The following is a 20,755-nucleotide window of genomic DNA, read 5'->3' as shown; positions in this document are numbered from 1 at the left end:
GGGAGAGACGCCCAGCAAAAAGCCGCTCCATGAGCGGCTTTTTCATATCAGGCCCGTCGATCAGACGTGGCTGTACATGGCTTCTATCTCGCGCTGGTACTTGGCCTCGATGATCTTGCGGCGCAGCTTCATGGTGGGGGTAATCTCCCCGAGCTCCATGGAGAAGGCGCTCGGCAGCAGGGTGAACTTCTTCACCTGCTCGAACTTGGCCAGCTCCTTTTGCAGATCCTGAATGCGGGCCTCGAAGAACTCCATCACCCGGGAGTGGCGCAGCAGCTCGGTCTTGCACTGGTACTGCAGGTTGATGGAGCGGGCATACTCCTCCAGGGACTCGAAGCAGGGCACGATGAGCGCCGACACGAAGTGGCGGGCATCGGCGACGATGGCAATCTGCTCGATGAAGCGATCCTTGCCGAGGGTCCCCTCGACCAGTTGCGGCGCCACGTACTTGCCGTTGGAGGTCTTCATCAGCTCCTTCAAGCGCTCGGTGAAGTAGATGTTGCCCTCGTCATCCAGCTCGCCTGCATCGCCGGTGCGCAGGAAGCCATCCTCGGTCATCACCTCGGCGGTGGCCTCTGGTTTGTTGTAGTAGCCACGCATCACGGTGGGGGCGCGCACCAGCAGTTCATTGTTCTCGCCGAGTTTCACCTCGATGCCGTTTAGCGCCGTGCCGATGGAGCCCAGCCTGAACTGGGTGTCTTCATAGCAGCAGACGGTGGCGGTGGTTTCGGTCATGCCGTAGCCGTACTTGAGGTTGAGCCCCATGGCCTGGAAGAAGAGATTCACCTCGTCCGCGAGACGGGCGCCCGCCACCGGCAGGAAGCGGGTGCGACCGCCGAAACGGGCGCGCAGTTTGCGAAACACCAGGCGCTCGGCAAGCCAGAGCTGGCCATAGAGCAGGGGAGAGGCGGACTTGCCCGCCTGACGGGTGGCGACCATCTGTTTGCCCACCCGGGTGGCCCAGCCGAACAGGGCGCGGCGCAGGCGCGGCGCCTGGGCGACCTTGGCCTGGATCATGGCGTAGGCCTTCTCGTAGAGGCGAGGCACGGCGCACATCACGGTGGGCTTCACCTCGCCGATGACATCCATCACCTTCTGCGGGTCGCGAATGTAGACGTTCTCGGCGCCGCAATAGAGCACGTAGTAGCTCCAGGCGCGCTCGAACACATGGCTCAGCGGCAGCATGCAGAGGGAGACATCCTGCTCGCTGAGGTCGAGGCGAGCGTCATGCATCTCGAAGCAGGCGGCCATGTTGGCGAAATCGAGCATGACCCCCTTGGGTTCGCCCGTGGTGCCCGAGGTGTAGATGAGGGTCAGCAGGTCGTCCATGCGGTAGTGGCGCTCGCGCTCGCGCAGCACCTGCTCGCTGGGTTGGTGGTTGCCGGAGACGAGGAAGGTCTGGAAGTGGCTGGCCGAGGCGCAGCCGCGCAGATCGACGGTGCCGTCCAGGGCGACGATGTGCCTTATCTCGCCGCTGTCGATGAGGTGCAGCGCCTGATCGAACTGGGGCTGCTCCCCCACGAACAGCATCCTGATGCCGGCATTCTTGACGATGTAGCGCAGCTGATCGAGGGTGCTGGTGGGGTAGATGGGCACGCTGACGCCGCGGGCGGCCAGGATGCCGAGGTCGGCCTGGGTCCACTCGGGCATGTTGCGGGCATAGATGCCGACCATCTCGCCGGACTGGTGGCCCGCCCGGATCAGTCCCTGAGCGCAATAATCCATGGCCTGACCCAGGGTTCGCCAGCCGATGGCGCGCCACTGGCCATCCTGCTGGACGCGCAGGGCGGCCTTGTTGCCAAGGCGGGCAATACGCTCACGCATCACTCTAACCAGATGAAACTGCGACATCTCACGCATCCTCAAGTAACAGTTGTGCGCCCGCAGGGGCACCAAAATCGGGGCTGGAGTTTAAACTCTAACATTACAGCTTACAAGTGTGCGCCATTTGTCCTGGATCACAAAGTCGTCAACCAGATGAGAGTGAGGCATGATAGGAGGCAGGGATCGGATTCATTCAGGGAGTTGCACCATGAATATCGGGATCAAGAGCCTGTTCACCGGCGTGTTGCTGCTGTTGGCGGGGGCAGGCGCCCTCTGGTATCTGCTGGGGGGCGCGGGGGAGCAGGAGAATCCCTGGCTGAGCGGCGCCGAGGGCTATGAGCAGGCGCAGCGGCTGGCGCTGAGGGAAGGATACCCCTTGCTCTACGTGATCGAGCGCGCCAAGTGCCGACGCTGCAAGGCGCTGAATACCAGGCTGTGGCGTGCCCCCGAGATGCAATCCGCCTTGGCGGGGCTGGTGAAGGTGCGACTCAACCCGGATGCGGGGGATGGCAGCGAGCACATTCTGCGCCGCTTCCCCCAGGTTGCGACGGCCCCTGGCATCTATGTCCAGCGACCGGGTGAGCCGCTTCGCCCCATCAAGATCGCGGTGGATATCGAACAGATCTGGATGCCCGGCGTTACCTATGGTCGTGGCTTCTTCATGCCCCTCTCGGGAGCCGCCTTCGAGGCCGTGCTGAGGGTGACCCTGAGCCTGGAAGACCCCTCCATCGACAACGCGCCCCTGCCCTGAGGGGGAAGCGAAGCGGGGGAGTCTGGGAGGTCAGAGGGGGTGTTGCCCGCTGACGGCGGTCTGCAGCGGGTTGTCAGCCGAAGTCGAACAGACGGGACATCAGCACGGCATCCTCCCTCTCCTGCCCGGTGCCGTAGTAGTCGGCGCGGCGGCAATATTCGGCAAACCCCTCGCTCTCGTAGAGGTTGATGGCGGTGCGGTTGCCGGCCCTGACCTCCAGGAACCAGGCCTCGGCCTTGCCGGCCTTGCTGCGGACCAGGTACTCCCTGAGCAGCGCCCGCCCCAGCCCCTTGCCCTGAAAATCGGGGTGCACGCAGAGATTCATCAGGGAGCTGTCTCCCGCCACCAGATCCGAGATGTAGAAACCGGCCGGTCGTCCGTCCACCAGCATCAGGCCGTTGAGATAGCGCGGCCCGAAGCAGGAGAGCAGGTTGGCCTGGCTCCAGGGCTCCTGGTGGGCGGCCTGCTCGATGGGGTAGATGGCTTCGAAGTCCGATTCGAGCAGGGGGCGAAAGTGGGGCAAGAGGTCAGACATGGTCACTCCGGACGGGATTCAGGCTTGCGATGGACACCATGGCCGTGCCATGGTCGTGAGCATCAAGGGGTGTGGCGCTGCCGGCACTGCTGCCAGAGGGCGCGCTTGTGCGCCCCATCGGGCTTGAGCGGGCAGACCAGGGCATCGGGCCAGCGAGGGTCCGGCGCCGTCAGCCAGAGCAGGGGCGAAGTGGCCCCCGCGGGCAGGGAAGGCATCTCGGACAGCAGGGAGACCTCGTCGGTGCCAAGGCCGAGCCAGCGGCAGATGTCCCCGAGCAGGGAGGGCGCGGGCAGCGTCTCTGCCAGCAGCCAGAGCTTGCCGGTCGGCAGAGGGGCAGTCTCCTGCGGGGCCAGCACCTCGTCGGCGGGCGTGTTTGCCGGCTGCGCGGCGCCGTCGGGGCTGGTGCCTCCCGCCAGGAGTCGGCCTCTTTGTTGCCAGAGGGGGATGCCCATGCGGGCCAGGATGCGCTGGCGCAGCGGGTCCAGCAGGGGATCTTGCATGGCGAAGGCTCACTCTTGATCTGCGTTGGGGTAAATAATGATGCGCAGAGTACACTCTCGCGGGATTTGCTGCACCCCGGACGTGCGCTTTTCGCCCTGTGGCGATGGCAAACGAGCGCCTCCCCGGGGGCAGAGATGACAGACAATGAGAGTGGGGCGGGGCCAGAGGCCGGACCCCGTCACCACGGATGACCTATTAGCTTCGGAACTGTGCCTATGCCGCCTTTAGCCCAGAATACTGTTCGTGCCACCCCCATTCATGAGCGTCTGCCACGGCTCCTTTCCGCCCTTGGTGAGGGACTGTATGAGCGCCAGGATGCCCTGCGGCTCGGCCTGCTGGCGGCCCTGAGTGGCGAGAGCGTCTTTCTGCTGGGCCCCCCGGGCATCGCCAAGAGCCTGATCGCGCGGCGCCTCAAGCTGGCGTTTCAGGATGCCCGCCATTTCGAATACCTGATGACCCGTTTCAGTACGCCGGAGGAGGTGTTCGGCCCCCTCTCCATCCAGGCGCTCAAGGAGGATGGCAAGTACCTGCGGTTGACCAGCGGCTACCTGCCGGAGGCCGAGGTGGTCTTCCTCGACGAGATCTGGAAGGCGGGCCCCGCCATCCTCAACACCCTGCTCACCGCCATCAACGAGCGGCAGTTTCGCAACGGCGACAGCCAGCACCCCATTCCCATGCGGCTGCTGGTCACCGCCTCGAACGAGCTGCCGGCCCCGGACAGCGGGCTGGAGGCGCTCTACGACCGCATGCTGGTGCGGGTCTGGATGGACAGGGTGCAGGAGAAATCCAACTTCCAGGCCATGCTGGCGAGCGATGGCCAGTCCCATCAGAACCTGACCCCCTCGGTGCAGATTCGGGGGGAAGAGTACGACGCCTGGCAGGATGCCATCGAGCAGGTGCGCCTGCCGGACGCCTGTTTCGAACTCATCTACCAGCTACGCCAGCAGCTCGACAGTCAGCTCGGGCACGGCTGCTATGTCTCGGATCGGCGCTGGAAGAAGGCGGTGCGGCTCATCAAGGCGAGCGCCTTCTTCAATGGCCGCGACGAGGTGGCTCCCCTGGATCTGCTGCTGTTCAAGGATTGCCTCTGGCACGACGAGGCTTCCCGCACCGCGCTGCTGGAGATGATCGGCGAGTTTTCCCGCCTCTACGGCTACCAGCAACTGGCGCTGACCCGGGAGCTGCTCTCCCTGCGCGAGCAGTTCAAGCAGTTGCAGGGGGCGGTCGCCCTGCGCATCGGCTGCAAGGCGGTCAAGCGCAAGCAGTGGTTCGGCCGCCGCGCCCGCGGCACCGAACTGCCGCTGGCCAACGCCAGGCCGTTCGGCAAGCTGGTGCACTTCCAGCTGCTCACCCCGGCGCCCCTGGATGGCAGCGATCCCGAGCGCCTCACCGGCACCCTCACCTTCGATCGCACCCTGCTTTCTCACTGGCACCCCACCGGGGAGGCGCTGGTGGGCTGGCCCCTCGGCAACCCCAAGGAGGGGCACTACGAGCTGGTGCTGGACGAGCAGTTGCGGCTGCACGTGCTGGATATCCAGCGCCAGCCCGTGCCACTGATGCTGGTGGAGCGCACCCCCATCCCCGAGGTGGTGATGGCCCCCTGGCTGTCGGCCCTGGACGACCTGACGGGCCAGGTGAACCGGGTGCTGCAAAATCTCAAGGGTCAGCGCAACCTGTTCGACCGTCACCAGCCCCATCTGTTCGTGGGGGACAACTGGCTGCGTCAGGTGGAGGACAGCTTCTTCGTGCTGAGCCGGGACCTGGAGCGGCTGGGGGCCGAGCTGCAGCAGTGGCGGGATCGTCTGCCTCTTCTCGATGCACAGGGGTGACGTCGCGCCTGACGTGGGATTGGTGAAATAAACAGGATGAAAAACATGTTTCGTCAGCATGATATTCCATCACATCTCAACGCCCGGGGTGGCCCATGCTAGAGATCGGCATGATGGACCTGGGGCTGCTCATGGGGGAGGGGGAGCTGGCGGGGGAGATGGCGCTGCTGCTTGCCTCCACCCCCAAGATCTCCGAGTTCCTCAAGCGCTCGCCCCTGCAGGGGAAGCTGCTCAGAAAGCGCATCCAGACCTGGAGCGAACAGCTTGGGGAGGAGATGCGCCACAAGCCGGTGCCGGTGGCTCTCGAGCGGGAATACCTGCTCTATCAGGCCCACCGGCAACTGCCCCTGCCGGAGCTGGTGGGGCGCCTGCCCGCCTTGCTGGAAGCCCTTGAGCAGCACAGCCCCTTCGCGGGGGATGCCCGCAGCCTGGTGCGCCAGATAGTGGCCCAGCCCACCGAGGGGCTGCGCCAGCTCTTCATCGAGAAGTGGCGCGCCAGCCTGGTGGGCAGCCTGTTGCAGTTGCAGCAGCAGATAGCGGAGGCGGAGCGGGAGAAGCAGCGCCAGGAGATAGAGGATCAACTGCTGGCCAACCGGACCCTGGCCGATGCCCTGGATCCGCACCAGATCTCCGCCGGGGGGCTCTGGGATCTGGCCCAGGGGAGCTGGCACAAGCGCAGCCTGGCGCTGGTGAAGCAGTACGCCGGCATGTTGCAGCAGGAGCCTTTGCTCGCGGAGATCGCCGCCCTGCTTGGGCGCAGCGAGCGGGAGCGGCGCAGCGAGGACAGGACGCTGCCGCCGGTGCCTGTGCACGAGCTGGAGGAGGTGCAAAGTGACGATGTGCCCGACGATCTGGTGGGGGTGCACCCGGCCAGCGATCTGATGCGCCTCCTGCCGAGCGAGGCGGTGATGCTGGCGCTGCCGGAGCTGGAGCTGGAGTTCTATCGCCGTTATCTGGAGCGGCGCCTGCTGAGCTACCAGTCGCGGGGCACCCTGCCGCGCCAGCGTCTGATGCTGCGCTCCCCCGAGCAGGGAGGGCAGGAGGTGCAGCCGCGTGGCCCTTTCATCGTCTGCGTCGATACGTCAGGTTCCATGGGGGGCTATCCGGAGGAGTGTGCCAAGGCGCTGTTTCTCGCCCTGCTCAAAGGGGCGATGGAGGAGAAGCGGGGCTGCTATCTGATGCTCTTCTCCACCGAGGTGGCGACCCTGGAGATCACCGCCGACACCGGGCTTGAGAAGGCGGAGCGCTTTCTCTCCATGAGTTTTCACGGGGGGACCGATCTGGTGCCCTGCCTGGAGCAGGCCCTGACCCAGCTCGAACAACCCGCCTTTGCCAAGGCCGACGTGCTGGTGATCTCCGACTTCATCGCCCAGAACCTGCCCCACCCCCTGCTCGAGCGGATGAACCGGCGACGGGCGCAGCAGACACGCTTCCATGCGGTCGCCATGTCCCGTCACGCCAAGGCGGCCATTTTGCGGGTGTTCGACAACAGCTGGCTGCTCGATTGCGGCCTGCGTGGACGCCTGCTGCGGCGCTGGCAGCGCCATTGAGGGTGCTCAGGCTCAGAGCGTGGGCCTGTGGTAGAGGCCCCGTTCGTTGACCTGCTCCTGATCCAGCAGCGGCTGACCGCTTGGCTGGGCAATATAAAAACCCCGCTTGCCGCTGCGCTTGACCCTGTACATGGCCTGATCCGCCCGGGCCAGCGCCGCGCCGAAATCGTCCTGGGGCCGGATGGCCGCAATTCCCATGCTCAGCCCCACCGAGGCGTCCCCGTTGGGCAGCTCGAAGGGGGTGGCGATGGCATCGATGCACTGGCGGGCGAGGTGGCTGGTGCGGGGATCGTCGCACGCCCAGGGCAGCAGCAGCACGAACTCGTCCCCGCCGATGCGCCCCAGCCGTACCTCCTCGGCGCAGCAGTGGCGAAGGCGCTGGGCAAGGGAGACCAGCAGTTCGTCACCTGCCCGGTGGCCCAGGTTGTCATTCACCAGCTTGAAGTCATCGAGATCGATGAAACAGATGGCCTGGTACTCCCCGGGAAAGTGGCGGTGCAGCGCGGTGCGGTTGAACAGGCCGGTGAGGGGATCCCGGTGGGCAAGCTGGGCGAGCTGCTGCTCGTACTCCTTCTCGTGGGTGATGTCGATGTGGGTGCCCATCACCCGGACGGGGTTGCCCTGATCATCCCGCTCCACCACCCGGCCCCGGTCCAGCACCCAGGTGGTCTTGCCATCCTTGGCGATCATGCGGTGCATCGCCTGATAAAACGGGCTCTTGCCCTCCAGATGATCGAAGAAGGCCTGCAGCACCTGCTCCCTGTCCTCCGGGTGCAGGTGGGCGCGCCAGACGTCGAAGTGGGCGGACAGCTCCTTGGGCTGGTAACCGAGCATGGAGCCCCAGCGCCGGTTGAAGATGATGAGTTTGCCGGTGGGCACATGGTTCTGCCAGATGCACAGGCCGGTGCCGTCCATGGCTGCGTCCAGCTTCTCCCGCGCGTCATCCGCGATGCGTTTGAGACGCTCGTTCTCCAGCAACAACCTGTCGTAAGCCTCCCTCAGCTCCTCGTAGGTCATTCCTCATCCCTTCCCCTGTTCGAAAGCATATATAGTCGATGCACTCTCTCCTTCTGTAAAGAAGGGGATAGGGGAGGCTCTCGTCCAACATGAGGAGTTTTCTCACCCTCTGGCGGCTGTGCGCCCAGAGTCTGTGGGGATATGATGACAGCGGTGAGCGCGGCGTCCGGCCAGTGAAGAGGAGAAAATGTCCGCATGAAGATCCTGATGGGAGGTGGTCTGTTGCTGGGGGTTGCCCTGGCCCAGGCGACGCCACTGGCTGGGGACGAGTTGCAACTGGCGTTGCAGCGACTGGAAGAGTCGACGATGCCGGTGCAGGTGTTTCGCGAGCGCGTCGCCGCCCTGACTGCCGAACAGGCACACTATCCGCCCGAGGTGCAGGGCCGTCTTGCCCGGCTGCAGTGCTGGGCCCAGCCGAGTGAACGGGACGAGGAGTTTCGCCGCGCGGTGGCGTTTGCCGAGCAGGGGCTGGCGCAGGCCCGAGCCCGCAAGGACAGGGTCACCGAGGTGGGGTTGCTCGCCTGCCGCGGGTATCACCGGCAACTGCTCGGCAACATGGCCGGGGCCGGGGAGGATTACGACGCCGCCCTGACCCTGGCTCGCCGGCTCGGGGATGAGCGCCAGCGTGCCGACATCCTGAGCCTGCGGGGGGAGATGTACTCCTACCAGGGGGAGCTGGCGGAGGGGCTGATGGATCTCATCGATGCCCACCAGCGCTACGAGGCGCTCGGGCTGGAGGCCAAGGGGCGCGAGGGGCTCGCCAATATTGCCAATGCCTATCGCAGGATGGGGCTCTATGAGCGGGCCGAGAGCTACTTCAACGAGCTGGAACACGACTACCGGCAGCTCGGGGACGAGGAGCACCTGGTGGACATTCACAGCCAGCAGGGGCTCCTCTACATCGACACCGAAGAGTACGACAAGGCGCTGCCCCTGATGGCCGAAGCGGAGCGTTACTATCTGGGGTCAAACCAGGAAGGGGTCCTGGCCTGGAGCCGAATCGAGCTGGCCACCATCCTGCAGAAACAGGGCAAGCCGGACCAGGCCATGATCAAGCTCGATCAGGCGGCAGCCTCCCTTCATCAAGGGGAGGGGGCGGACAGCGTCACCCTGGGCCACTGGCACCTCGTCATGGCCGAGGTCCTCGAGGCCCTGAACCGACCCGGCGAGGCGCTGCGGCACCTGGACGAGGCCGAGCCCATCTTTACCCGGGAGCAGAACCTGCGCTTCCTCGCCCGGGTGCATGAGACACGGGCCCGGGTGCTGGAGCGTCAGGGGCATATCCAATCGGCCCTCACCAGCCTCAAGACCTATGTCGAGACCCGCCAGGCCCTCGAGCTCAGATTGCGGGAACAGCGCTCCTTGCAGATGCGTTTCGAGTTCGATCTCGCCCGCAAGGAGCTGGAAAACCAGACCCTCAGGTCCCAGCAGCAGTTGCAGGCGGAGAAACTCAAGCAGTTGCAGGAGCGGCGCTACTGGCAATACCTGGTGGTGGCCCTGCTGCTGGTGGTGATGGGTACCCTGGTGGTGCACCAGCGCGGGCGCACCCGCAAGATGCAGCGCCTCGCCATGACGGACGAACTGACCGGCATCCACAACCGGCGCCAGATCCAGGCCAAGGGGCGCAAATGGTTCACCCAGGCGCGGGAGGAGGGCAAACCCCTGTGCGTGCTGCTGCTGGATGTGGATCACTTCAAGAAGGTGAACGACCAGCTGGGCCACCACGTGGGGGACAGGGTGCTCACCGCCGTGGCCCAGTGCATCGAGGAGCAGTTGCGCAGCCTCGACAGGGTGGGGCGCAACGGCGGCGAGGAGTTTCTGGTGCTGCTGCCGGATACCCTTCTGGGCGAGGCCGTCGAGGTGGCGGAGCGGATCCGCCTCGCCGTCGCCTGCCTCGAGATTGAGGGGGTGCCTGCGGATCACCCCATCCGCATCAGCATCGGCTGCGCCCAGTACAAACCCGAGGATGACAACCTGGGCGAGCTGGTACGCCGGGCCGACGAGGCCATGTACGAGGCCAAGCTGGCGGGGCGCAACCGGGTGATGACGGCCCGGTGAGGCCGACCCCGGGCCCCGTGATAGCGGGCTGGGTATTTTTCACTCGCGCGGGTATAATGCCGCGCAATTTTGCTTTGATCCGGGGCCAGACCCATGTAATGCAACGCGCTTCTCCTGTCTCCACCGGCGGTCACTGACCCGCCCGCGTGGTGTCGTTGTCTGCATGGGCGCCCTGATTCCAAGGTGCTGTCCCGCATTTTTCCCACGGTGGCTCCAGGCCGCCGCTCAATAGAAGAACGTCGAATTATGTCAGCTGAATTTCTGAGTGAAGTCTCCAAGAGACGCACTTTTGCGATCATCTCGCACCCGGATGCGGGTAAAACCACCATCACCGAAAAGGTCCTGCTGTTCGGACAGGCCATTCAGCGCGCCGGTACCGTCAAGGGCCGTGGCTCGGGCCAGCACGCCAAATCCGACTGGATGGAGATGGAGAAGCAGCGCGGTATCTCCATCACCACTTCCGTGATGCAGTTCCCCTACGCCGACTGCCTGGTCAACCTGCTCGATACCCCGGGTCACGAGGACTTCTCCGAAGATACCTACCGTACTCTCACGGCGGTCGACTGCTGCCTGATGGTCATCGACGCCGCCAAGGGTGTTGAAGACCGGACCCGCAAGCTGATGGAAGTGACCCGTCTGCGTGACACCCCCATCCTCACCTTCATGAACAAGCTGGACCGCGAAGTGCGCGATCCGATGGAGGTCATGGACGAGGTGGAGCGCGAGCTCAACATCATGTGCGCCCCCATCACCTGGCCCATCGGCTGTGGCAAATCCTTCAAGGGGGTCTACCACCTCTACAAGGACGAGACCTACCTGTATCAGAGCGGTCAGGGCCACACCATCCAGGAGAAGCGGGTGGTCAAGGGGTTGAACAACCCCGAGCTGGACGCCGCCATCGGCGACGATCTGGCGGCCCAGCTGCGTGGCGAGCTGGAGCTGGTGCAGGGCGCCTCTCCCGAGTTCGATCACGACGCCTTCATCGCCGGCGAGATGACCCCGGTCTTCTTCGGGACCGCCCTCGGCAACTTCGGTGTCGACCACATGCTGGACGGCCTGACCGACTGGGCGCCAGCCCCCATGCCGCGCAAGGCCGAGAGCCGCGAAGTGGTGGCGACCGAGGAGAAGTTCTCCGGCTTCGTGTTCAAGATCCAGGCGAACATGGACCCGAAACACCGCGACCGTATCGCCTTCATGCGCATCGTGTCAGGCACCTACTCCAAGGGCATGAAGATGCGCCACGTGCGCATCGGCAAGGACGTGAACATCTCCGACGCCGTCACCTTCATGGCCGGTGACCGTGAACAGGCGGTCGAGGCCTGTGCTGGCGACATCATCGGTCTGCACAACCACGGCACCATCCAGATCGGCGACACCTTCACCCAGGGTGAAGATCTCAAGTTCACCGGCATCCCGAACTTCGCGCCGGAACTGTTCCGCCGCATCCGCCTGCGTGACCCCCTCAAGCAGAAGCAGCTGCTCAAGGGGCTGGTGCAGCTCTCCGAAGAGGGGGCGGTGCAGGTGTTCCGTCCGCTCATCAGCAACGATCTCATCGTCGGTGCGGTCGGTGTGCTGCAGTTCGACGTAGTGGTTTCTCGTCTGAAGAGCGAGTACAACGTCGAGGCCATCTACGAGGCGGTCAACGTCGCCACCGCCCGCTGGGTGGAAGGGACCGACGTCAAGAAGTTCGAAGAGTTCAAGCGCAAGAATGAGGTCAACCTGGCCCTCGATGGCGGTGACAACCTCACCTACATCGCGCCGACCATGGTCAACCTGCGCCTGGCACAGGAGCGTCACCCTGACGTACAGTTCCGCCAGACCCGCGAACACTGATCACCCCGCCCGCGCACAGCGGGTGGCTGATGACCAGAGAGACCCCGCTTCGGCGGGGTTTTTTGTTATGGGGCGTGTCATTGGAAGGGGCGGCGATCCCCATCCGGGGCTTGATGGGTGAATAAAAATCAAGGATAAGTGATTTAAATTTCACGCATGGAGAGAGACATGTCCGTCACCCAACCCGTAGAGGCGCAGTTTGCCGCCTACAATGCCCACGATCTCGACGCCTTCGTGGCCTGCTTTGCCCCGGATTTCAAAGGCTATCGCATGCCGACCGAGACGCCGAGCACAGTCGGCAAGGGGGCGCTGCGAACCTTCTATGCACAGCACAGATTCAACAACCCGCTGCTCAAGGCCGAGCTGCTGTCACGCACCGTCTTGGGCAACAAGGTGTTTGATCACGAGAAGATCCATGGCCTCTCCCCCGAGCCCATCGAGAGCGTGGCGGTGTTCGAGGTGAAGGAGGGTCTTATCCAGACCGCCTGGTTCTATTTCCCCTCTTAAACCCGACACTGTATTTGCCATACGGCCCCATCCTATTGCACCGCTGTGCAGGGAAGGGTGACAAGGAGATGCCATGCAGATATTCCAGGCCACGTTGGCCCACATTGAAGAAACCAGCCGTCTGTTTGATGCCTATCGGCAGTTTTATGGGCAAGCGCCGGACAGTGATGAGGCAACCCGATTCATCGGAGAACGCCTTCAGGGGGCGGATTCAGTTATCTTTCTGGCACGCAACGAGGCGGGAGAGTGGGCAGGCTTTGTCCAGTTGTATCCGGCATTCTCTTCCGTCGCGATGAAGAGGATGTGGTACCTCAATGATCTTTATGTCGTCGAGTCAGCTCGCCAGCAGGGTGTGGCAAGAGCGCTGCTGAAACGGGTGGCCAGCTTTGCCAGGGAGACAGATGCCCTGACCGTCAAACTGGCGACGGCTGTCTCCAATCAACCTGCAAAATTACTTTATGAATCAGAGGGGTATCAAAAGGTAATCGCCTTTGATCACTATACCCAGCGGGTTGGAACCTGACAGGCGTTATGTGTCACTGTCCATGAGATGGATGGCAATCGCTCTTCTGGGGAGGCGCGGTGTCAGCCAGGGGCCGTGATACGGGGTAAACGGGCTCGCGGGGTATCGACAGATTGCCTGCCCGGCCCCCTTCTACCCTTGAGGGAGAAGGGGGGATGAGGGGGGAATTGGCGCTTCTGGCTAGAAAGTACGCAGCAATCTGGCGGGGTTGCCGGCATAGGTGCCAGGGACAGTGATGTCCCGGGTCACCACTGCGCCGGCACCGATGACGGCTCCCTGGCATATCCGTACCGGCAAAATGGTGGCGTTTGAACCGATGGATACCCCATCCCCGATGTGGGTTCGGCCCCAACTGGCGGGATCCGGGTCGGGGGCGCCGCTTTGAAAGAGGTCATTGGCAAACATGACGCCGTGACCGATAAAACAGCGCTCACCTATGGTCACATGCTCACAGATAAAGCTGTGGGACTGGATGCGGGTTGCGCGACCTATGGAGACGTTCGACTGTATCTCCACGAAGGGGCCGACAAAGACATCGTCAGCCAGGGTACAGCCGTAGAGATTGACAGGCTCAACCAGCTTCACCCTTTCACCGAAGCTGACATCTCGTATGCCGACAGAGAGTCGTTTTGGTTCACTCATCTCCCCTCCTTCCCGTCGAGGGCCAGCACCATGCAGATCTCGCAGGCGTCGTGGCCCGTGCAGCCAAGGGGCCCCGGCAGGTGTTCGAAGCCCAGGGATTCATAGAGGGCGGTGGCTTCCCGCAGCACGGCGGTGGTCTCCAGATAGCAGCGCTGGTAACCCAGGGCGCGAGCCTCGGCCAGCGCCTGCAACACCAGCCGCCGTCCCAGCCCCAGCCCTCGCAGGGCGGGCAGGAAGTACATCTTCTGCAGCTCGCACACATCCGCTGCTCCCGCCAGCGGCGCTATGCCACCCCCGCCGAGAATGGCGCCGTCCGGTCCCTCAATCACCCAGTAGCGGCTGCGCTCCCCCTGATAGGTCTCGTGGAGAAAATCGAGGTTGGGATCCGCCACCCCGTACCCCTTGTCGGCGGTGAGGCCGTATTCGGCGGAGACGGCGGGCACCACGGCGGCGATCCGGGGATTGTCGGCCGGGGTGATGGGGCGGATGACGAACCCCTGCTGGCGGCGGGCGCGGGAGAGGGCGCTGCGATAGAGCCGCATGCCCTCCCAGATCTGCTCGCACTCGGCGGGGGAGAGTTGGGCCAGGGCCCCCGCCATGGTCTCGTCCATCTGCCGGTGCAGCTCCTCAAGCTGTGCCTTGCCCGGCTCGGTGAGGCTCGCCTCCTTGCTGCGCCCGTCCGAGGGGTGGGGTTGCCAGGCGATCAGCTCCCGCTCGGCGAGGCGGGCCAGGGGGCGGCTGGCGTTGGACTTGTCGATGCGAAGGCGCTCGGCAAGCTGCTGGTTGGTGGCGGGACCGTTCTCCAGCTCGATGAGCAGGTGGGCCTCCAGGGGGCTCAGGGCCAGCGAGCCGCACTGCTGGGAGAGCATGCCGAGTTCGCGTACCAGTTCCCTCGACAGGGCGCGCAGGGGGCGGGGATCCATGGGGTTGTCTCCTTGTGATGGTATTTGGTTGTTATGCGCAACCAATACCATCATTTGGTTGTTGATGACAACTATTTGCGTGAAAAAGGGCGAAAGGCAGGCAGAAAAAAGGGCCCGGGAGAGGGCCCAAACATTGGAAACCCGCGCGGGGGCGCGGATCCCATCCTTGGTCAGGCAAGGCGCCGGCGAGGGTTAGACCAGTTCCGCCAGCATGGTGTCGGCATAGGGGGTCAGAGCCTCTCCCTGCTTCACCTTGGCGAGGTAGTCCGGGTTGGCGATGAGGGGGCGACCGATGGCGACGAGGTCGAAGCGGTCCGCCTCGATGGCCTCGAGCGCGGTCTCGGCGCTGTAGTTGCCGACCCCCACCAGGTGGCCGTCGTAGCGGGCACGCAGGTAGTCGGAGGCGCGGCCGTCCAGGTAGTCGAAGGTGAGGCTGTCATCGAAGATACCCAGGTGCAGATAGGCCAGGTTGCGCTGGTTCAGCTCGGCCAGCAGGTGGTCGAACACGGCGCGATCCCGGGCATCCCCTTCCAGGTGCACATAGGCGCCGGGGGAGAGACGAAGGCCGGTGCGATCCCCGCCGATGCGGGCGGCGATGGCATCCACTACCTCGAGGGCGAAGCGGCTCATGTTCTCGGGGCTGCCGCCGTAGTTGTCGGTGCGCAGGTTGCTGGCGTGGTGCAGGAACTGATCGATGAGGTAGCCGTTGGCACCGTGGATCTCCACCCCGTCAAAGCCCGCCTCGATGGCGTTGGCGGCGGCCTGGGCGTAATCCTCGACCAGTTGGGCGATTTCGCGCTCGGTCAGGGCGCGCGGCACTTGATAGACCAGCTCACGCATGCGCGGCACCGTGCCCTCATGGGCGACGGCGGAGGGGGCCAGCACTTCGGCGTGGTGGAAGAAGGGGTGGGAGAGACGGCCCACGTGCCACAGCTGGGCGAAGATCTTGCCGCCGTTGGCATGCACGGCGCTGGTCACTTTCTTCCAGCCGGCGATCTGTTCGGCGCTGTAGAGCCCCGGGGTATTGGGGTAGCCCTGCCCGTCCGGCCGGATGATGGTGGCTTCGGAGATGATGAGGCCGATGTCGGCGCGGCGGCCGTAGTAGGCGGCCATCTGTTCGGTGGGCACCAGACCCGGGCCCGCCATGCAGCGGGTGAGGGGGGCCATCATGAAACGGTTCGCGAGGGTGAGGGTGTCGTTGAGGCGATAGGGCTGAAACAGGGTATTCATGATCGTCTGTCCTGAGGGAGTGATTCTTGAACGGGCATTCAAGACGTTTTTTGGTTTGCGTGCAAGTATTTTTTGAGCAAGCATTCAACATGGATTGACGGGGGAGGCTGGGGTAAACTTGCCGCCCTGTTTTTTCCGTCCCGCGGGACCTTGCCACCGGAGACCCCATGCGCAGCGCCGAATACGATCGGGATGCCGTCTTGCGAAACGCCATGGAAGCCTTTCGCGCCAAAGGCTATGCCAAGACCACCATGCAGGAGCTGGTGGCCGCAACCGGCCTGCACCCCGGCAGCCTCTATGCCGCCTTTGGCAACAAGCGCGGCCTGCTGCTGGCGGCGGTCGATCACTATGTGGCAGAGAAGGGGGCCCTGCGCCGCCGCTGCCTGGCACAGCCCAGCCCGCTGGCGGGGCTGCACGCCTTCCTCGAGCAGGTGGTGGACGATGCCCTGCAGGGCTCCTGCCTGCTGACCCGCACCCTGATGGAGCTGGCGGAGCAGGACGAGGAGCTGCACCTTCGCTTCAAGGCCATCTACGGCGAGCTGGAACAGGATCTGGCCGGGCAGCTGACCCTGGCAAAGGCGCAGGGAGAGCTGGCAAAAGAGGGGGACATCCCCACCCTGACCGCCTTCTTGCAGGTCCATATCCAGGGACTGGTCACCTTCGCCCAGTGTCACCCCGACCGCCCTCTGCTGGCCGGTGTCGTCGCCCGGATGATGAGCGCCCTGCGGGCGTGATGGCGAAGATGTAAACAACAAAGGCTCCCGCGGGAGCCTTTGTTGTTGCTGGGGATGCCCCTCGCAGCAGGGATTTTGCCCCCTTCTCCCGCTCATTTACAAAAGAATGGGAGAAGAGTTGGGGATGAGGGGGAGGAACTGCCAGTCGCTGCCGCTTAGCCCGGATTCACCAGGTCCTTCATCAACGCCTTCAACCAGGTCAACGCCGGTTGCTGGGCGTGGACCGGGTGCCAGACGCAGTTGAGGTGATAGTCCGGCACGTCGTCGGGCAGGGGCAGGCTTTTCAGCGGCCAGTGGCTGGCGAGCAGCTCGGCCACCATGCTGGGCAGTACCAGCAGGTGGTCGCTCTGGCTCACGATGGCGGCGGCGGACATATAGCTCTGGCTGTTGACCGAGATGGTGCGGCTGTGGCCCAGGCTCTGCAAATAGCGGTCGAGGCTCGCCTCCGAGGTGCCGAGCGGCGAGTGGAACACATGGGGCATCTCGATTAGCTGCTCGAGGGTGATGCGCTCCTCCTCCAGCTCCAGGGTGGCGCGTACCAGCCCGGCCAGGGGTTCGGTGAGCCAGGTCTCCTTGCCCAGATACCCCGGCACCTGCATGTACTCGTCAAACCCCAGCACGAGATCTATCTCGCCGCTCGCCAGCTCCGCTTCCGGCAGGGTATCGCGCAGGATGCGGATTTCGATGGTGACGCCGGGGGCCAGCTTCCTGAGGCGCTGGATAAGGGGCGGGATCAGCACGCACTCCACGTAATCCGTGGTGCAGAGCACGAAGCGGCGCTTCGACTGACGCGGCGCGAACTCGTCCTCCTCCCAGAGTTGCTGCTCCAGCAGCCGCAGCGCCTGCTGCACCCCCAGATGCAGGCGCTGGGCCCGGGGAGTCGGCAACATCCCCTGGGGCGTGCGCACCAGCAGCGGGTCGCCGAGAAAGGCCCGCAACCGGCCGAGGGAGTGGCTCATGGCGGGCTGGCTGATAAAGAGCGATTCGGCGGCGCGGGTCACGCTCCCTTGCGTCATCAGGGCGTCAAAGGCGAGCAGCAGATTGAGGTCGAGCTGGTGCAGTTTCATGGGGGGATTATTCGCCGTGTTTATGGGACAATCCATCCTATTCATTTGATGGATGGGGGCGCAACGTCTTAATCTGCGACCCACTCTTATTTTTCCGGGTTCCCGCGCCGCATCTGGCGTAAACGGGGGCCTCAATCCATGCAAGGAGCCTTGCGATGAGCATCAAGACCATTAACTCCACGCCGGCCGCCGACGGCTTCACCATGCCCGCCGAGTGGGCGCACCAGCAGGCCGTCTGGATGATCTGGCCGTTTCGCCCGGACAACTGGCGCGTAGCCGGTCGCTTCGCGCAAGAGACCTTCGCCAAGGTGGCGGATGCCATCGGTGGCGCCACCCCGGTCTTTATGGGGGTACCGGCCCAGTTTATGGAGCAGGCCCGCGCCATCATGCCCGCTCACGTCACTCTGGTCGAGATGAACAGCGATGACTGCTGGGCTCGCGATACCGGCCCGACCATCGTCACCAACGCGGCCGGCGAGTGCCGTGGGGTGGATTGGGGCTTCAACGCCTGGGGCGGTCACAAGGGCGGTCTCTACTACCCGTGGAATCAGGATGAGGAAGTGGCAGCCCAGATGCTGACCCAACACGGCATGGCTCGCTACGATGCGCCGCTGATTCTGGAAGGGGGCTCCATCCACGTTGATGGCGAAGGCACCTGCCTGACCACCGCCGAGTGCCTGCTCAACGAAAACCGCAACCCGCACCTGACCAAAGCGCAGATCGAAGCTCACCTGCGCGACTATCTGGGCGTCACCCGCTTTATCTGGCTGGACGAAGGCGTCTATATGGACGAAACCGACGGCCACATCGACAACATGTGCTGCTTCGTGCGTCCGGGTGAAGTGGCGCTGCACTGGACTGATGACCAGAACGATCCCCAGTACGCCCGCTCCGTGGCCGCCCTCAAGGTGCTGGAAGCGGCGGTGGATGCCAAGGGTCGCAAGCTGAAAGTGTGGAAGCTGCCCCAGCCGGGCCCGCTGTTCTGCACCGAAGAGGAGTCTGCCGGTGTCGAGAGCGGCAGCGGTGTGCCGCGCGAGGCAGAAGGCCGTCTGGCCGGTTCCTATGTGAACTTCCTGATCACCAACGATCGCATCGTCTACCCGCTGCTGGATGCCGCCACCGATGGCGAAGCCCAGCGCATTCTGGAAGAGATCTTCCCGGAGCACACCGTGATCGGCGTACCGGCTCGCGAGATCCTGCTGGGCGGTGGCAATATCCACTGTATTACCCAGCAGATCCCTTCAGGTCAGTAAACTGGTCGAAGAATGTAGAAATTCAAAACCCCACGCCGTGGGGTTTTCTCTCTTGATGGTGTGATGGTCGCAGGCGCTGATGCGGCGATCATCATGACAAACAGTCACCCTTTTACAGGAGATCCCCATGATCGAAGTGACCGAGGTTTCCATTGCCGAGCTGCGTGCCGCGCTCGAATCAGGCCGCACCACAGCAGTCGAACTGGTCAAGGCCTATCTGGCCCGTATCGAGGCCTACAACGGCCCCGAGACTGCCACCAAACTCAACGCCGTGGTGGTCGCCAATCCCGATGCGCTGAAAGAAGCCGAGGCTTCCGATGCCCGCCGCGCCCGTGGCGAGACCCTGAGCCCGCTCGACGGCATCCCCTACACCGCCAAAGACAGCTATCTGGTCAAGGGGCTGACCGCCGCCTCCGGCAGCCCGGCCTTCAAGGATCTGGTGGCCCAGCGCGATGCCTTTACCGTGGAACGGCTGCGCGCCGCCGGTGCCATCTGCCTTGGCAAAACCAATATGCCGCCGATGGCCAATGGCGGCATGCAGCGCGGCGTCTATGGCCGTGCCGAGAGCCCCTACAACGCGGACTACCTGACCGCGCCCTTTGCCTCCGGCTCCTCCAACGGTGCCGGTACTGCCACCGCCGCCAGTTTCGCTGCCTTTGGTCTGGCGGAAGAGACCTGGTCGAGCGGCCGGGGTCCTGCCTCCAACAACGGCCTGTGTGCCTACACCCCATCCCGTGGCGTGATTTCGGTGCGTGGCAACTGGCCGCTGACCCCGACCATGGACGTCGTCGTGCCCTATGCCCGCACCATGAATGATTTGCTGGAAGTGCTGGATGTGGTGGTCGCCGACGATGCCGACACTCGCGGTGATCTGTGGCGCATGCAGCCCTGGGTGCAACTGCCCAAGGCCTCCGAAGTGCGTCCGGCTTCCTATCTGGAGCTGGCTGCCAAGCCCGATGCCCTCAAGGGCAAGCGCCTCGGCGTGCCACGCATGTTTATCAACAAGGATGAACTGGCCGGCACCAGCGAGCACCCCGGCATCGGCGGCCCGACCGGTCAGCGTATCCATACCCGCGACTCCGTGATTGCCCTCTGGGAAGAGGCGCGCAAGGCGCTGGAAGCCGCGGGCGCAGAAGTCATCGAAGTGGACTTCCCGCTGGTCTCCAACTGCGAAGGGGACAGACCCGGCGCGCCGACCGTGTTCAATCGCGGCATCGTGAGCCCGGAGTTTCTCAATGACGAGCTGTGGGAGCTCTCCGGCTGGGCATTTGACGACTTCCTGCGCGCCAACGGCGATCCCAAGTTGAACAAACTTGAAGATGTCGATGGGCCGAAGATCTTCCCCCACGATCCGGGCACCCTGCCGAACCGCGAGGGCGATCTGGCGGCGGGCATGGACGAGTACGTCAAGATGGCCAAGCGCGGTCTCAAGCGTTTCGACGAGATTGCCTCTGTGCCGGACGGCCTGCGTGGTCTGGAGAAGACCCGCAAGCTGGATCTGGAAGAGTGGATGGACGGGCTCAAGCTCGACGCCGTGCTGTTCCCGACCGTCGCCGACGTCGCCCCGGCTGACGCGGACGTGAATCCGGCCTCCGCCGATATCGCCTGGAGCAACGGCATCTGGGTTGCCAACGGCAACCTCGCTATTCGCCACCTCGGCGTGCCGACCGTCACCGTCCCCATGGGCGTCATGACCGATATCGGTATGCCGGTGGGCCTGACCTTCGCCGGTCGCGCCTATGACGACAACAACCTGCTGCGCGTCGCCTCGGCCTTCGAGTCCACCGGCAGCAAGCGTATGGTGCCGCCGCGGACGCCGCCGTTGGGGTGATTGTTTTTGGTATTAAATAGCTAAATAGCTGTTCCGAATAGTAGATCACCGGAGGAAGGGAACTCAGTCCAGTTTGTGCGATCTGATTAGTCGCTAAACAAAACAAGCCACACCCAAAGGACTGAGTTGATGCCTATCCTACCACCT

General features: G+C 64.1%; 18 protein-coding genes. 10 read left to right on the top strand and 8 right to left on the bottom strand.

The features are described 5' to 3' along the window. Positions 1-60: 60 nt before the first annotated feature. Positions 61-1,851 carry a long-chain fatty acid--CoA ligase gene (locus tag HKD46_RS14125; protein ID WP_171865571.1) on the bottom strand — a complete coding sequence of 597 codons (1,791 nt, stop codon included), beginning with the start codon at positions 1,849-1,851 and terminating at the stop codon, positions 61-63. Between the two features lie 181 nt (positions 1,852-2,032). Here HKD46_RS14125 and HKD46_RS14120 point away from each other — a divergent pair, with 181 nt between their 5' ends. After that, positions 2,033-2,575, top strand: coding sequence for a hypothetical protein (locus tag HKD46_RS14120; RefSeq protein ID WP_010672910.1), 543 nt, complete (start codon positions 2,033-2,035; stop codon positions 2,573-2,575). Positions 2,576-2,648: 73 nt separating this feature from the next. Here the strand turns inward: HKD46_RS14120 and rimI are convergent, their stop codons facing one another. Further along, positions 2,649-3,098: a ribosomal protein S18-alanine N-acetyltransferase gene (gene rimI / locus HKD46_RS14115; protein ID WP_113978432.1), complete on the bottom strand. Its 450-nt coding sequence runs from the start codon at positions 3,096-3,098 to the stop codon at positions 2,649-2,651. 74 nt (positions 3,099-3,172) lie between these two features. Then, positions 3,173-3,610: a DNA polymerase III subunit psi gene (locus HKD46_RS14110; RefSeq protein WP_049635924.1), complete on the bottom strand. Its 438-nt coding sequence runs from the start codon at positions 3,608-3,610 to the stop codon at positions 3,173-3,175. A gap of 216 nt (positions 3,611-3,826) precedes the next feature. On the opposite strand from HKD46_RS14110, the gene HKD46_RS14105 reads away from it, so the two are divergent. Next, positions 3,827-5,440: an ATPase RavA domain-containing protein gene (locus HKD46_RS14105; RefSeq protein ID WP_041211041.1), complete on the top strand. Its 1,614-nt coding sequence runs from the start codon at positions 3,827-3,829 to the stop codon at positions 5,438-5,440. A gap of 95 nt (positions 5,441-5,535) precedes the next feature. Beyond that, the gene (gene viaA, locus HKD46_RS14100; RefSeq protein WP_171865570.1) at positions 5,536-6,990 is read left to right on the top strand and encodes an ATPase RavA stimulator ViaA; all 1,455 of its coding nucleotides are present in this window, start codon (positions 5,536-5,538) and stop codon (positions 6,988-6,990) included. A 12-nt stretch (positions 6,991-7,002) separates the two neighbouring features. Here the strand turns inward: viaA and HKD46_RS14095 are convergent, their stop codons facing one another. Beyond that, positions 7,003-8,007: a sensor domain-containing diguanylate cyclase gene (locus HKD46_RS14095; protein WP_143238062.1), complete on the bottom strand. Its 1,005-nt coding sequence runs from the start codon at positions 8,005-8,007 to the stop codon at positions 7,003-7,005. Between the two features lie 195 nt (positions 8,008-8,202). On the opposite strand from HKD46_RS14095, the gene HKD46_RS14090 reads away from it, so the two are divergent. The 4 genes from HKD46_RS14090 to HKD46_RS14075 all read left to right on the top strand — a co-directional run bounded on the left by HKD46_RS14090 (position 8,203) and on the right by HKD46_RS14075 (position 12,928). Next, a complete protein-coding gene (locus tag HKD46_RS14090; RefSeq protein ID WP_171865569.1) occupies positions 8,203-10,065 on the top strand; it encodes a diguanylate cyclase in 1,863 nt (620 codons plus the stop codon). A gap of 243 nt (positions 10,066-10,308) precedes the next feature. Beyond that, complete coding sequence (gene prfC, locus HKD46_RS14085; protein ID WP_171865578.1) at positions 10,309-11,898, top strand: peptide chain release factor 3; 1,590 nt, start codon at positions 10,309-10,311, stop codon at positions 11,896-11,898. Positions 11,899-12,066: 168 nt separating this feature from the next. Further along, positions 12,067-12,405, top strand: coding sequence for a nuclear transport factor 2 family protein (locus HKD46_RS14080; RefSeq protein WP_171865568.1), 339 nt, complete (start codon positions 12,067-12,069; stop codon positions 12,403-12,405). 73 nt (positions 12,406-12,478) lie between these two features. Next, on the top strand, positions 12,479-12,928 hold the full coding sequence (locus tag HKD46_RS14075; protein WP_171865567.1) for an N-acetyltransferase: 450 nt from the start codon (positions 12,479-12,481) through the stop codon (positions 12,926-12,928). Between the two features lie 180 nt (positions 12,929-13,108). Here the strand turns inward: HKD46_RS14075 and HKD46_RS21585 are convergent, their stop codons facing one another. The 3 genes from HKD46_RS21585 to HKD46_RS14060 form a co-directional block, all read right to left on the bottom strand. Beyond that, positions 13,109-13,570, bottom strand: a complete 462-nt coding sequence (locus tag HKD46_RS21585; RefSeq protein ID WP_010672920.1) for an acyltransferase — start codon at positions 13,568-13,570, stop codon at positions 13,109-13,111. Next, entirely contained in the window at positions 13,567-14,493 is a 927-nt protein-coding gene (locus HKD46_RS14065; protein WP_171865566.1) for a MarR family transcriptional regulator, read from the bottom strand. The genes HKD46_RS21585 and HKD46_RS14065 overlap by 4 nt, the downstream gene beginning before the upstream one ends. 192 nt (positions 14,494-14,685) lie before the next feature. After that, on the bottom strand, positions 14,686-15,723 hold the full coding sequence (locus HKD46_RS14060) for an alkene reductase (RefSeq protein ID WP_171865565.1): 1,038 nt from the start codon (positions 15,721-15,723) through the stop codon (positions 14,686-14,688). Between the two features lie 167 nt (positions 15,724-15,890). Here HKD46_RS14060 and HKD46_RS14055 point away from each other — a divergent pair, with 167 nt between their 5' ends. Beyond that, positions 15,891-16,457 carry a TetR/AcrR family transcriptional regulator gene (locus tag HKD46_RS14055; protein WP_043155368.1) on the top strand — a complete coding sequence of 189 codons (567 nt, stop codon included), beginning with the start codon at positions 15,891-15,893 and terminating at the stop codon, positions 16,455-16,457. Between the two features lie 155 nt (positions 16,458-16,612). Here HKD46_RS14055 and HKD46_RS14050 read toward each other — a convergent pair whose 3' ends face one another. Next, on the bottom strand, positions 16,613-17,524 hold the full coding sequence (locus tag HKD46_RS14050; RefSeq protein WP_043155367.1) for a LysR family transcriptional regulator: 912 nt from the start codon (positions 17,522-17,524) through the stop codon (positions 16,613-16,615). 155 nt (positions 17,525-17,679) lie between these two features. On the opposite strand from HKD46_RS14050, the gene aguA reads away from it, so the two are divergent. Then, positions 17,680-18,777, top strand: a complete 1,098-nt coding sequence (gene aguA, locus HKD46_RS14045; RefSeq protein ID WP_171865564.1) for an agmatine deiminase — start codon at positions 17,680-17,682, stop codon at positions 18,775-18,777. Positions 18,778-18,904: 127 nt separating this feature from the next. Continuing rightward, positions 18,905-20,608 carry an amidase gene (locus tag HKD46_RS14040; protein WP_171865563.1) on the top strand — a complete coding sequence of 568 codons (1,704 nt, stop codon included), beginning with the start codon at positions 18,905-18,907 and terminating at the stop codon, positions 20,606-20,608. Positions 20,609-20,755 lie beyond the last annotated feature (147 nt).

Origin of the sequence: Aeromonas sp. TW 6, from assembly GCF_013168745.1 — a bacterium.
Lineage (GTDB): Bacteria > Pseudomonadota > Gammaproteobacteria > Enterobacterales > Aeromonadaceae > Aeromonas > Aeromonas caviae.
This window is presented reverse-complemented; position numbering and strand designations above follow the sequence as displayed.